This is a genomic window from Citrobacter amalonaticus Y19 (genome assembly GCF_000981805.1).
In the GTDB taxonomy this organism is placed as follows: Bacteria; Pseudomonadota; Gammaproteobacteria; order Enterobacterales; family Enterobacteriaceae; genus Citrobacter_A; species Citrobacter_A amalonaticus_C.
In genome coordinates, this window is record NZ_CP011132.1 from 2,350,279 (window position 1) to 2,363,713 (window position 13,435).

12 protein-coding genes are annotated in these 13,435 nt (G+C 38.0%); all 12 read right to left on the reverse strand.

Going from position 1 to position 13,435, the window contains the following annotated elements; genetic code table 11:
• Positions 1-37: 37 nt before the first annotated feature.
• A complete protein-coding gene (gene ugd, locus F384_RS10925) occupies positions 38-1,204 on the reverse strand; it encodes a UDP-glucose 6-dehydrogenase (RefSeq protein ID WP_046481484.1) in 1,167 nt (388 codons plus the stop codon).
• Positions 1,205-1,439: 235 nt separating this feature from the next.
• Positions 1,440-2,846, reverse strand: a complete 1,407-nt coding sequence (gene gndA / locus F384_RS10930; protein ID WP_046481485.1) for an NADP-dependent phosphogluconate dehydrogenase — start codon at positions 2,844-2,846, stop codon at positions 1,440-1,442.
• A 183-nt stretch (positions 2,847-3,029) separates the two neighbouring features.
• The gene (locus F384_RS10935) at positions 3,030-3,434 is read right to left on the reverse strand and encodes a WbuC family cupin fold metalloprotein (RefSeq protein WP_046481486.1); all 405 of its coding nucleotides are present in this window, start codon (positions 3,432-3,434) and stop codon (positions 3,030-3,032) included.
• Positions 3,403-4,638, reverse strand: a complete 1,236-nt coding sequence (locus F384_RS10940; protein ID WP_046498059.1) for a glycosyltransferase family 4 protein — start codon at positions 4,636-4,638, stop codon at positions 3,403-3,405. The genes F384_RS10935 and F384_RS10940 overlap by 32 nt, the downstream gene beginning before the upstream one ends.
• Positions 4,635-5,768 carry a non-hydrolyzing UDP-N-acetylglucosamine 2-epimerase gene (gene wecB / locus F384_RS10945; RefSeq protein WP_046481487.1) on the reverse strand — a complete coding sequence of 378 codons (1,134 nt, stop codon included), beginning with the start codon at positions 5,766-5,768 and terminating at the stop codon, positions 4,635-4,637. Before wecB ends, F384_RS10940 begins: the two co-directional genes overlap by 4 nt.
• The gene (locus F384_RS10950; protein ID WP_226991643.1) at positions 5,756-6,640 is read right to left on the reverse strand and encodes a dTDP-4-dehydrorhamnose reductase family protein; all 885 of its coding nucleotides are present in this window, start codon (positions 6,638-6,640) and stop codon (positions 5,756-5,758) included. Before F384_RS10950 ends, wecB begins: the two co-directional genes overlap by 13 nt.
• Positions 6,640-7,677 carry a polysaccharide biosynthesis protein gene (locus tag F384_RS10955; protein ID WP_046481488.1) on the reverse strand — a complete coding sequence of 346 codons (1,038 nt, stop codon included), beginning with the start codon at positions 7,675-7,677 and terminating at the stop codon, positions 6,640-6,642. The genes F384_RS10950 and F384_RS10955 overlap by 1 nt, the downstream gene beginning before the upstream one ends.
• On the reverse strand, positions 7,670-8,794 hold the full coding sequence (locus F384_RS10960) for a glycosyltransferase family 4 protein (protein WP_046481489.1): 1,125 nt from the start codon (positions 8,792-8,794) through the stop codon (positions 7,670-7,672). The genes F384_RS10955 and F384_RS10960 overlap by 8 nt, the downstream gene beginning before the upstream one ends.
• Positions 8,795-8,796: 2 nt before the next feature.
• The gene (locus F384_RS10965) at positions 8,797-9,996 is read right to left on the reverse strand and encodes a glycosyl transferase (protein WP_226991644.1); all 1,200 of its coding nucleotides are present in this window, start codon (positions 9,994-9,996) and stop codon (positions 8,797-8,799) included.
• Positions 9,938-11,092 carry a hypothetical protein gene (locus tag F384_RS30125; protein WP_046481490.1) on the reverse strand — a complete coding sequence of 385 codons (1,155 nt, stop codon included), beginning with the start codon at positions 11,090-11,092 and terminating at the stop codon, positions 9,938-9,940. Before F384_RS30125 ends, F384_RS10965 begins: the two co-directional genes overlap by 59 nt.
• 13 nt (positions 11,093-11,105) lie before the next feature.
• The gene (locus tag F384_RS10975) at positions 11,106-12,407 is read right to left on the reverse strand and encodes a lipopolysaccharide biosynthesis protein (RefSeq protein WP_080949926.1); all 1,302 of its coding nucleotides are present in this window, start codon (positions 12,405-12,407) and stop codon (positions 11,106-11,108) included.
• Entirely contained in the window at positions 12,397-13,422 is a 1,026-nt protein-coding gene (locus F384_RS10980; protein WP_046481492.1) for an SDR family oxidoreductase, read from the reverse strand. The genes F384_RS10975 and F384_RS10980 overlap by 11 nt, the downstream gene beginning before the upstream one ends.
• Between the last annotated feature and the right edge of the window lie 13 nt (positions 13,423-13,435).

The window sequence follows — 13,435 nt, forward strand, 5'->3', positions numbered from 1 at the left end:
CCCTTGTCAGGGGCTTCCTTCCCATTTAACTTAACGTTCAATCGCTGCCAAAGAGGTCTCGGGTATAGACTTTCTCAGAGACATCTTTGAGTTCCTCAGCCATACGGTTAGAGATGATCACGTCAGCCTGTTGTTTAAACTGCGTCAAATCGCGCACGATACGCGAGTTGAAAAACGTCTCTTCCTGCATCACCGGTTCATAGATCACTACTTCCACACCTTTGGCTTTAATACGTTTCATGATCCCCTGAATGGAGGATGCGCGAAAATTATCTGAGCCGCTTTTCATGATCAAACGATAAATCCCGACTACCTTTGGTTTTCTGGCGAGAATGGCCTCAGCGATAAAGTCCTTGCGAGTGCGGTTAGCATCAACGATCGCGGAAATAATATTATTCGGTACTGACTGATAATTAGCCAGAAGTTGCTTAGTATCTTTTGGCAGGCAATAGCCGCCATAGCCAAATGAGGGATTGTTATAGTGGTTACCAATGCGTGGATCCAGGCAAACCCCTTCGATGATCTGACGGGTATTTAAACCTAAACTTTCAGCGTAGCTATCAAGTTCGTTAAAATAGGCAACGCGCATCGCCAGATAGGTGTTGGCAAAAAGTTTGATCGCCTCCGCTTCGGTAGAATCCGTAAACAGCGTTGGGATATCTTGCTTCACCGCCCCTTCCTGAAGTAATGCAGCAAAACGCTCAGCTCGTTCAGAACGCTCGCCGATGACAATACGAGACGGATGCAGGTTGTCATAAAGCGCCTTACCTTCACGCAAAAACTCGGGAGAAAAAATAATATTTTGCGTTTTAAACTTCTTACCCATCGCCGCGGTAAATCCAACCGGAACGGTAGATTTAATAATCATCACGGCATCGGGATTAATTGCGATGACATCCTGAATGACGGATTCTACGCTTGAAGTATTAAAGTAATTGGTTTTCGGATCATAATCGGTCGGTGTTGCAATAATAACGTAATCCGCATTTCGATAGGCACTCTGTTTATCCAATGTAGCCTTAAACTTAATTTTCTCCGATTTTAAGAACTGTTGAATTTCTTTATCGACAATCGGAGATATCCGATCATTCAACATTTCGACACGAGAGGGGATGATGTCTAGCGCGACAACATCATGATGCTGCGCGATTAGCAGACCGTTGGACAGTCCAACATACCCGGTACCGGAGATGGTAATTTTCATTGCATGCTCTCAGAATTAACTTAATTAGACATCATGATGTATTTGCATCCTGACAAGTTATTATTGTTTTAGCGCCTGAGCGAATAATGTGTCAATGAAGCCTAATACAATTAGGATTTTCTTTATCATCCTAAATGGTCAATATTAAGTTAATATTAAGCAATGAAGATTATGCAATAAGAATCAAGATAAAAAAAAGCCCGGTCTTAACCGGGCTTTTTGACAAACAATGTGATTAATCCATCCATTCGGTATGGAAAACACCTTCTTTATCAGTACGCTTATAGGTATGCGCCCCAAAGTAATCACGCTGTGCCTGGATCAGGTTAGCCGGTAGTACTGCGGCACGGTAGCTGTCGTAGTAGGCCACGGCGGCAGAAAATGTCGGTACCGGGATGCCATTCTGAACAGCGTAAGCAACGACATCACGCAGCGCCTGCTGATATTCATCAGCAATGTTCTTGAAGTACGGATCCAGCAGCAAATTGGCAATATCCGCATTCTTCGCGTAGGCATCAGTGATCTTCTGCAGGAACTGCGCACGAATAATGCAGCCTGCGCGGAAAATCTTCGCGATCTCACCGTAATTCAGATCCCAGTTGTACTCGTCAGACGCTGCACGTAGCTGAGAGAAGCCCTGCGCATAGGAAACGATTTTACCGAGGTACAGCGCACGGCGCACTTTCTCAATAAACTCAACGTTATCACCCGCAGGCTGCGCTTTCGGACCGGACAGGACTTTAGAAGCAGCAACACGCTGATCTTTCAGTGATGAGATGTAACGTGCAAAGACCGATTCAGTAATCAAAGACAGCGGTTCACCGAGATCCAGAGAGCTTTGGCTGGTCCACTTACCGGTACCTTTGTTAGCCGCTTCGTCCAGAATGACATCAACGAGGTATTTACCCTCTTCATCTTTTTTGGTGAAAATGTCTTTGGTGATGTCAATCAGGTAGCTGCTCAGCTCACCGTTGTTCCACTCAGTAAAAGTGCTGGCCAGTTCTTCATTTGAGAGATTCAGGCCACCTTTCAGCAGAGAATAGGCTTCAGCGATAAGCTGCATGTCGCCATATTCAATACCGTTGTGAACCATTTTCACGTAATGACCAGCGCCATCTGCACCGATGTAGGTCACGCAAGGCTCGCCATCTTCAGCGACAGCCGCGATCTTCGTCAGAATCGGCGCTACCAGTTCGTAGGCTTCTTTCTGACCGCCAGGCATGATAGACGGTCCTTTCAGCGCGCCCTCTTCACCACCGGACACACCCGTACCGATGAAGTTAAAGCCTTCAGCAGAAAGTTCGCGGTTACGACGAATGGTGTCCTGGAAGATAGTATTGCCGCCATCAATGATGATGTCGCCTTTATCCAGATACGGTTTCAAAGAATCAATGGCAGCATCGGTACCCGCGCCCGCTTTCACCATTAACAGGATACGACGAGGCGTTTCGAGAGATTCAACAAACTCTTTCACCGTGTAGTAAGGCACCAGTTTCTTGCCTGGGTTCTCGGCAATCACTTCTTCGGTCTTTTCACGGGAGCGGTTGAACACGGAGACGGTGTAACCTCGGCTCTCGATGTTGAGCGCCAGGTTGCGCCCCATCACTGCCATGCCGACGACGCCGATCTGTTGCTTAGACATTACATACTCCTGTCAGGTGTGGTCACCACGCGACGTATGCGCGGCTTGAATGTATTGCAGATGTTAACTTAGTTTAAGGCTTTGGGGATAGCGGAAGATGCTCCAGACTATCAATGGTCAAGTGACATGATAAGAAGCGAAGATCAATTACTGATATTGTTATTTTTCGATAAGAAACATTAATTACCAGTCTGGAAAGACCTTGGCATAATTCGAGTCAAACGGACCTTCCTTAACTTCCATCATCAGTGCTTGTTCAGATATACACTCCACACTATGTATATCTCCCGGAGAGATTTCAACAACAGAAGTATCCGCATTGTCGCCAGCAACAAACTCACTCACGACCGCTCCCGATTGATTGTAAAGACAGACCTTTATCTTGCCTTCCATTACAATAAACATTTCCCACTGATGGGGCAATTCATGAAAATGGGGTTCAACATAGCTACCTTTAATCAGGCCAATAAGCAGGCGCTGAACTTTGTCATCATGACTGGAATGCAAAAGTGAATGTGCACGCAGCCTTTCCGATTTTCGGGCATTATCATATAACTCATGCAACTCGGTACGAGTGATGACACGCATAATCCGTCTCCAGTCTCTGTTCAATTGACTGCGCAGCAGCAGTTACCGAAAATTGCTCATGTAGCAAAGAATTAGCTCCATCGCCGAGCTTCCTACGTAACTCTGGCTCTAATAACAAACGTTTAGCCGAATGGAGCAGTTTGTCATCTTCCCCATTAATATGAATAAATCCGGCTCCACTGTCATTTACCAAATCCGCAAGGTCGTTACCCGCATTGACACTTCCCAAAATAGGAATAGATTGCACCATATATCCTAATAGCTTTCCGGGAAAGTTATGTGACGAGTGTCTTGCAGAAAGTGAGAACAAGCCAACATCAATTTCCGAAAGGAGAGTTTTAAACTCACTCTGATTAATAGATGCTAAATAAGTAAAATTGGTTAATCCCCAATCGCTTGCAAGAGAATTTATCAGCCCTACCTCATCCCCTTGCCCAACAAAAAGGAAATGGGCTTGCTCGAAAGAACGCATATTGCGTGCCAAACGCATTAAATTTGCCATATCCTGAGCGTGTCCAATATTCCCTCCATAGAAAAAGATAAATTTTTCCTGAAGGGATAAGCGCGCTCTAAATCCCGATGTAAGAATGTCTTCATTTTTCATCACAGGCGTCATGCTGGCCCAGTTTCTCAGGATCTCACAGCGATATCCCACATTACTGGACTGAAAAACCTCACGATTCTTCTCGGACATAAGGCCAATGCAATTAGCCTGCTGATAAGAATATTTCTCAAAAAACCTGAAATATCTCTCTATCAAAGAACCTTCTTTTATCATCCCGGCATCAACCACCCATCTTGGGAATAGATCCCGGAGTACCAGATACGCTGGACAGTTACAGCGCATCTTGATTTTTTTAACCAGACCTCCCCAAAAAATAGTTGGAGAATAGTAGATTACACCATCAAAAGTAGACGCCGATATCAAACTCTGAACTGCCTTCCAGGCTTTCAATGACAAGAATGTCTCATTCATTGCCCGCAGGATATGACTAACATCTTTTAGAGGACCACTTCTGAATCTCCAAATTGTTATCCCGTCTATTTTTTCTACACGTAGAGAAGTATTCTGTTGACAATTGGGAGTAATAACAGTGATGACATGTCCGCGAGATTGCAATTCAAGGGCCAACTCATGAAACATTTTTGCGCCTACCCGAGTACTGTCAGGTAAATAATCATCAATGATTAGCACCAATTTCAAAGCGACTTTCTCCATATAACACGATTAACGTAATCCGTATAACTCAGTATTATCCGAAGAACTTTGTCTGAAACATTAGGTGCTATATAGTCGTTAACTTTATTAATTAGCCTCGTGCTACCACGAGGTTGGTTCTCAAGAATATTAATAGCTTGCAAAATTCTATCAATACTCATCCCTGTGAACATCGCTGCTCCCTCTTCGAAACCTTCAGGTCGTTCCTGAGCTTCCCTAATATTTAGAGCAGGGAAATTTAAAATAGAAGATTCCTCAGTAATGGTTCCGCTATCACTTAATACAACTTTTGCATCCATCTGTAGGCGTACATAATCACTAAATCCTAGTGGCTTTAAAAGATTCACTAGAGGATGAAATTGTAAGTTTAGCGCTTCGATTTTCTTTCTTGTTCTTGGATGTGTAGAAACAATGATCGGATATCCGTATTTTTCAGCCAGCTCATTTAGCACTTGTACATAGCTATGGATATTTTTATCAGAATCAACATTTTCTTCACGATGAACACTAACCAAAAAATATTCTTTCGCTGTCAAAGATAAATATTGAACAATGGTAGATGCCTTAATTTTATCATGATAATAATTTAACACCTCATCCATTGGGCTCCCCGTTTTAATTATTAAATCTGGTCTGAGCCCTTCTCTGATAAGATATTCTCGTGCAATGTCACTATAAGGCATGTTAACATCTGCGATATGATCAACGATTTTTCTATTAATTTCTTCTGGTACACGCAGGTCAAAGCAGCGGTTACCAGCTTCCATATGAAAAATAGGAATTTTTTTACGCTTGGCTGTTATAGCTGCTAAAGCACTATTTGTATCACCAAGAATTAATAAAGCATCAGGTTGGAATTTTACAAATACTTCTTCTGATTTACTGATGACTTGTGCCATAGTTTCAGCAGCACTACTCCCAGCACATTCTAAAAAAACATCAGGTGTACGAATACCTAGATCATCAAAAAAAATTTGATTAAGTTCATAATCATAATTTTGACCAGTATGTACTAAAGTATGTTCACAATAAGCATCAAGTTTTGCAATAGTACGTGATAGCCTGATAATTTCAGGTCGTGTGCCGACAATAGTCATCACTTTCAATTTTTGCATGGAGAATACCTCGTAACATAGTCATTAAACATAAACTTAATCAACTCATACCACGTTGGTGGAATAAATCCAGTTGCTTCTCTCAATCTTGTTGAATCAAGCGAGCGATCAATTATCAACGTCTCGGATTTATTTATTTTAATAGATTTACCATATATCTCTGAAACCAATGAGATCAATGTGCATTTATCTATTGGCTCGGCCGAGAGATGATATAACCCCTTTAAGCTATCATTGACTATAATTTTCTCAGCCAAAAGTTTAGCAATATAACAAGTGGGTAGACCAGAAAATATCGCCTTTGAATAGCCATTCACTTCAGTAGATTGACTTAAGAACCAGTCAACTAAGCTAACGGAGGAATTAAGCTCATGGCCAATGATAGATGTTCTTAGGGTTAAGTGTTTGCCGTAATTGACCTCACCAAGACATTTCGACTTACCATATAGGTCCGTCGAATTAGGTATATCTGACTCACGGTATAACCCTATTTTTCCATCGAATACACAATCTGTAGAGAATTGAATAAGCCTGGCATTGTGTTTATTGCATAAATCCGCTAATTGATGAGGTAATAAAGCATTAATTTTAATAGCATCAACATGTTGCTTGGAGATTTCATGCTGTTTAATTAGACCAATGCAATTTATAACAATATCAGGGTTAACTGATTTCATCGCATTGTCGATGCTATCGATATCGGTAGCGTCGACATCAAGAATAATATTCTTTGCTTGTGGATTAAAATATTGCTCTTTCCCAAGAAGATTGCGTGCTGTGCCAGTTATATTCAGGTTTTTATAGTCATTTAGATTGGCATAAAGACTATAACCAAGCATCCCTGTAACACCTAAGATCATGACATTCAACATTATACTCCTTCCGGAATAAAGAGATGACCATTTTCAATCTCACGGATAAAATCAAGTTTTCGCAGAAGTGTCTTCATACCTTCAATATCTAATTGATGCGTATTATGAGAATTATAATCCTCCACTAAGCTAAGATTCTTATCACCATGTTCAAAATACTTGGAATAATTAAGATCACGGTTATCTGCGGGCACTCGATAATAGTTCCCTTCCTCTTGCGCAACAAACATCTCTTCACGACTACAAAGTGCTTCATATTGTTTTTCGCCATGACGAGTACCAATAACATTGATTGGATGTTTTGGCTTATGCATGATATCTAATAATGCCTTAACTAAAATATCTATAGTCGCTGCTGGTGCCTTTTGTACGAATATATCGCCATTCCGTCCATGTTCAAAGGCATATAAGACAAGATCAACCGCATCATCTAATGTCATCATGAAGCGGGTCATATTAGGGTCTGTAATAGTGATAGCATCATCATTAACAACCTGTCTGATAAACAGTGGAATCACAGATCCTCTGGAAGCCATGACATTGCCATAACGAGTGCAGCAGATAGTTGTGTTTGTATGAGTTAAATTGCGACTTTTGGCAACGATGACTTTTTCCATCATTGCTTTAGAAATCCCCATTGCATTGATTGGGTATACGGCTTTATCAGTACTTAGGCATACTACTCTTTTTACTCCATGAGTGATGGCGGCCTCTAAAACATTCTCTGTACCTAATACGTTTGTCTTAACCGCTTCCAAGGGATAGAACTCGCACGATGGTACTTGTTTTAAAGCAGCGGCATGGTATATATAGTCAACACCGCGCATAGCATTTGAAACACTCTGATAATCGCGCACATCACCAATATAGAATTTCAATTTATCTGATTTGAAATGCTTACGCATGTCATCTTGCTTTTTTTCATCTCGAGAAAAAATTCTAATCTCATTTATTTCTGTATTTAAAAACCGTTGGAGAACAGCGTTCCCAAATGAACCAGTGCCACCTGTTATTAAAAGTGTTTTATTCTTAAACATTTTTGTCTCCAATTATATCAAGGTATTCCCAAGTTTTAAGCGCTGTTTTTTTCCACATATAGTCTTCTCTCAAGGAGATAGATTTTTTACTCATTTCGTTCAGCTCTGCTGGATTATTCAAAACTAAATTTATTTTATGTGCAATATCATCAGAATCTTTTTCATCGAAATATAGTGCCGAATCTTTCGCAAACTCTGGCATAGGTTCAGTTTTAGATGCAATAACAGGAAGTCCGCATCCGATGGCTTCTAGTAGAATATTAGGGCAATTCTCACACGAAGAAGGATAAACAAATAGTGCCGCAGACTTATACACAGAGGGGAGTTCCTCATAGGCTACTTTCCCTTTGAAAATAACCTGTTCTTGAAGGTTATTTTCTTCAACAAAGTGTAAGCAATCGGAGTAAGCGGGCTCCATCGGTTCACCAACAAGAATCAGATGATAATTTTTTTTCAGGTAATCAGGTAAGGATGCATATGCCTTTAATAAATTCAAATGGTTCTTATATGGTTCAAATCGGGATACGTAGAGAATGTACTTTGTCTCACCTTGACTTAAAGCTAAATCAGTCACTATGTTAGGAGTAAAATGATCAGATATTCCATGAGGTATGACCTGATAAGATTTTATTTCTATCATGTCTTTAATTTTATTTCTGGCATAATTAGAAATAAAAATGACACTATCAGCTGTCTTCATAGTACGTGACATCAAAGTTTTTAATATTATATTTTTTATCTTCAATTTTCGACCAGGAAGCTCACTTAGAGCTTTCGAATCAAAAGGCAGCATGTTTCTAAACATTGTCACTTTGGGTATCCCAAAAGTGAAAACGGTGAAATCCATGCCGCCAGGAACAAATAGTATATTCCTACGAAGAATCAACAGTAAGAATGGAAGATAGAAAAACTCCCACAACATCCTGAAAAATATATTATGGCTGGCGAACTTAGTTTCTAAATATTTAATTCTTTTATCATTTGGAATTATTAACTTATCAGGACAGGTAATGTAAATCTCACACTCTTGATCAGGTATATTAGTTAGTAAGTTGCTGATATAGGTTTTGCCTCCTCCAACCTTAGCTGATAGCGCATTAATAAAAATTCGGTGCATAGTTAATCTCCAACCAAACTCAAATACTGATCACCAATGGAGGAAAGAGTTTTTCCAGTTAGTATTTCGTCGACAATTTCTCTTGATAAATTCTTATTAACATTGTCAATAATGAATTTCTCTATCTGCGAGGAGTGTGTATTTCTATCTATATTAAGAACAAGGGGATAATTATTGAAGCTTGACAATCCTGTTGAGCTAAGGAAATTTAATATTGGCTTACCTGTCGCCATGCACTCGTAAATTTTACTTGGCGTCATGGGACATGACTCATTTTCAACGTTGATTATTATATCAAATGACTTCATTAAATGTAATGCTTCATGTCGCTCAACAACTCCATGATATATTAATCTTCCTGAATCAGATAAGCTAGTTCCATTCAACGGGCCGTAAAAATCAAATTGACACTTTGCAGCAAACAGGTCCGGTAAGCCAAGAATCTTTTCTACTACTAGATCCGGTTCCCTGATACCTTTGTGAAAGGCCCCAACATATCCGACCTTGTATTTCTCACCAAATTTAGGTTCAGAATTGGTATAGAAATCATCAATATTGACCAGATGAGGTATTACTTCAAATTTGCTAATATCTGAATGTGCACTTTTATATAGATTGTAAGTTTTCTCATTGGTAAAGGAAATCAGGTCAGCAGCATTAAATATTTTATTCTCGACCCAATGATTTAGCTTTCCATATAAAAAATAATTATTTACTGGCATCTCTGAAGATACGGAGAAAGGATCTCCAAAGTCAACAATGAATCTAACTTGATCATTGATCTTTTTATAAAAATAAGATGCTATTATTGCTGAAAAAGTAGGGCTATATCCCACGACAAGGTCATATTTCACTTTTCGCCTTTTGTAAACCTCATACAACGCAAGCGGAAGCCAGTGCCACAGTCCATCAGGCCAAAAAAACTTTCTGTATAAGTACTTAGAAATCGATATGAATTTTGATTTGAACAAATTTCTTTTTATTGGAATACCTTGAGTAAGACCGATGTCATTTTTCTTGATTGTATATGGGAAATTTACTCTACATATTCCATTCTCTTTATCATTCTCAGAGGCTTGTCCACCACAAATATAATCCACGCTATGATTATGTTTTAAAAAGTAGTCCCGCAGTAATGACCACCTATAAGAGTGTGCTGTTGTGCTTGGAGGATAGTGAAAGTTTATTATCAATATTTTCATATATTATCTTTTTACCAAATTTCAAAGAATACAGCCCAATTAAAATAAGAGCAGGTATTATCAACATAACATATCTAGAATTTATCGTTGGGTTGAGCAGCCAAACTAAGAAGAAAGCGGGTACAATTGCCATAACATATTTTGCTTTTGTTTTCATGAAGAGATTATATCTTACATAAACTCTAATTATCCATGGCGACAAAATGATAAAAATTATGACTTGTGGAATATTTTTTAACTTTGAGACATCGATTCCATATTCATAGGTAAAGTCAAATGAGCTCAAAATACTATATAGCGACTGCGCAAGTCTGACTGGATTAAATAATAGGGACCCTATCCCGTAGTTAATGTTCATTTGATATATAAAGGCACTGAGTCCATCACTTAAAGTGCTTTCATCTATAATGAGACTTTGATATCTACTTATATATCCATTGAAGATTGATATTGACAAATACGCAATAAATAAATTTCTTACTGTTGGTTTAGTATAAATGAAAAACAAATACACACATATTATCGCGGGCAATTGAATTCTTATAAAAAAAGAAAACAAGAAAATAAGAAAAATACCGGTTTTATTGTTATATAGAGCATATTCCATTAACTTAAACAATATAAATATTGTAAAAACATCTTTGTTTATCAACTGCGCAAAGTACCAGAAGCTACAATTGAATACGAACAACCATGTGACTATAGCGTCAAGATTAAGCTTTCGAACTATCCTTTTAAAACTAATGAAACATAAAAAAAAGACAAACAAATTGAGAAACAATGATAATCTTTCAGGAGTTATATCAACTCCCATGAACTCTAATAAGCTAAAATAAACATAATATACAAAAGCGATGCCAATATTATTTATGCCAACAAAATTTACATTCCCGTTTTTTAAATTTTCGTAATTCTCAAGATAGATATAATGATCAATTATATTCGCTGGATAAAAAAAGCCGCGTATTGGCTCATGGCTATCAATGCCAACAGCAACAAACTGGAAATAATAAACAATGCAACATACACTAAAAATAATGAACATATAATATGATATTAAATGTTTAAGCACTGCATTTGCCTGGAATCTATTCATGCTATTCTCTATATTAAATTATCATATTACCAAGAATTATTATTAGTAATGCGCACAGGGTATATAAAACACATCTGGAATATTTAAAATGATACGCTTTTTCAGAAAAATAATATGTTGCAAGTAATAATACTATTGTCCCAACTACCGTAGACTCAAGAACATTGTTTATGCTTTTGGAAAACAACATCAGTGAAATAGTCACGGCTACTGATAAGAAATAGGCATGTGATATGTATTTTGTTTTCCCCGATAATCTTACTCCGGTTTCTAATATATCTTTTGTAATTAATAATCCAGATGGGAGTATGGCGATAAATATTAATGATTTCACCTCTTTATAATCACTTTGAAAATATTTATCTAGTATCCAATAACTACCATAATGAAGTGCTGCGGCGCTAAGCAGCACAAACGATAATAGCAATTTTAAAATTTTGTTAATCTTAGATTCTAAACTATCATTTGCTTCATTTTTATACAAATAAGGATTCCAGGCCATTGTAAAAGCGATATATAATAACTGAAATGGAGCGGCAAATTTGACTGAAAGTCCAAGCAGTGCAACTGTTGCGGAACCAAAATATGATAAAACTATAAATCTGTTTCCAAATTGAATGAAGAAACTACCAATTCTAGCTGGAATTTGTGGTAATGCGAAATTTATTGATAATTTTAATATGGAAAAATCTGGTTTGATTTCCCTGATGCATTTTCTTTTACTCCATAGAATGGAGGCCACACTTAATAAAAACACCACCAACCAGCCGGAAAATATTCCTACAACATAGCCAAAATTTGCCAACTTCTCAACAACGACCAACAGATAAGTAACAATTGATGTTACAAGCACTTGTGATAATGTAATTATATAAAATACTTTTTCCTGTTCAGAATATCTGAAATAGATCATTAAAATCGAGGACAAATTATAGAAGACACAACTCAAAGCTATGATTCTTATATTTGTGGACTCGATGTCTGAGTCAAACAATGAAAATGATATTTTCTTTGACAAAATCGCCGTTAAAAAAAATATAATGATAGAAAAAGAAAATGTTGCGATTAGTATGGTGTATGTATAGTTTAATTTATCTTCTACTTTATACATGTACCGCTGAATTGCTGTTTCAAGCTGTAATGAACCGAGTATAATTATAAAATTAAATAATGCGACAAGTACCTCTATACGCCCATAATCCTCTATGGGCATAGCAGAAAGATAAAATGGCAACAGTAATATAGGGAGCATCCGCGATGCACCTGTAACTCCACCATAAATTAGTATGTTTTTTAAGAGACTATTATTTAACATCTAATGTGCTTATATACCAGGGCATAGATTCTCTAATACCATCTAAGATATCATGTGTTGGGACATACCCTAATAAGCGCTTTGCTTTGTCTATGTTAGCTTGAGAGTGGCGAACGTCCCCAGCTCTAAAGTCCTGATAGACTGGATTCTTTTCATAAATAACATTATTATCTTTCAACGTATCTTTAAGTGCTTTAAACAGTTGATTAAGCGTCGTACGATCGCCAACTGCAACGTTATAAACCTGATCTCTTGCAGACGCATCAGACTGTGCCGCAAGAATATTCATTTGCACAACATTCTTAATAAAGCAAAAGTCTCGACTTGTTTCGCCATCACCATTGATAAATAGTGGTTCGTCATTGATCATTGCAGCAGTCCACTTAGGTATCACTGCAGCATATGCCCCATTAGGATCTTGACGTTTCCCGAATACATTGAAATATCTTAACCCAATAGATTTGAATCCATAGGTTTTCGCAAATACTTGCGCATATAGTTCATTTACATACTTTGTCACTGCGTATGGAGATAACGGATTGCCTATATTCTCTTCAACTTTAGGTAATGCGGGGTGATCTCCATAAGTAGAGCTACTTGCAGCATACGTGAAGCTTCTGACATTGGCATCTTTAGCTGCAACTAACATATTAATAAAGCCCGATATATTTGTATTATTTGTAGTGATTGGGTCTTTAATTGAACGAGGTACAGAACCTAATGCAGCCTGATGAAGAACGTGGTCTACTCCTTTAACAACTTCCACACACGTTTCTGGATCGCGTATATCTCCTTCAACAAAAGTAAAAGCAGACCATTGCTCGGTTGAAACCGAGTTTCTGACCTCATCAAGATTTTCTTGATGTCCAGTTGCAAAATTATCTAAGCCAATTACTTTTTGATTGAGTTTTAATAAGGTTTCTAATAAATTTGAACCTATAAATCCTGCAACACCTGTAATCAACCAGCTTTCAGGTTTAGAAGACAAGATATCTTCAATTTTCTTAAATTTCACAGAGCATCCTCAC

What these genes read in the sequence shown, in the direction of transcription:
- ugd (WP_046481484.1), bottom strand. Translation starts at nt 1,204, where the DNA reads ATGAAAATTACCATCTCCGGTACCGGGTATGTTGGACTGTCCAACGGT.
- gndA (WP_046481485.1), bottom strand. Translation starts at nt 2,846, where the DNA reads ATGTCTAAGCAACAGATCGGCGTCGTCGGCATGGCAGTGATGGGGCGC.
- F384_RS10935 (WP_046481486.1), bottom strand. Translation starts at nt 3,434, where the DNA reads ATGCGTGTCATCACTCGTACCGAGTTGCATGAGTTATATGATAATGCC.
- wecB (WP_046481487.1), bottom strand. Translation starts at nt 5,768, where the DNA reads ATGCAAAAATTGAAAGTGATGACTATTGTCGGCACACGACCTGAAATT.
- F384_RS10950 (WP_226991643.1), bottom strand. Translation starts at nt 6,640, where the DNA reads ATGTTGAATGTCATGATCTTAGGTGTTACAGGGATGCTTGGTTATAGT.
- F384_RS10955 (WP_046481488.1), bottom strand. Translation starts at nt 7,677, where the DNA reads ATGTTTAAGAATAAAACACTTTTAATAACAGGTGGCACTGGTTCATTT.
- F384_RS10960 (WP_046481489.1), bottom strand. Translation starts at nt 8,794, where the DNA reads ATGCACCGAATTTTTATTAATGCGCTATCAGCTAAGGTTGGAGGAGGC.
- F384_RS10965 (WP_226991644.1), bottom strand. Translation starts at nt 9,996, where the DNA reads ATGAAAATATTGATAATAAACTTTCACTATCCTCCAAGCACAACAGCA.
- F384_RS30125 (WP_046481490.1), bottom strand. Translation starts at nt 11,092, where the DNA reads ATGAATAGATTCCAGGCAAATGCAGTGCTTAAACATTTAATATCATAT.
- F384_RS10975 (WP_080949926.1), bottom strand. Translation starts at nt 12,407, where the DNA reads ATGTTAAATAATAGTCTCTTAAAAAACATACTAATTTATGGTGGAGTT.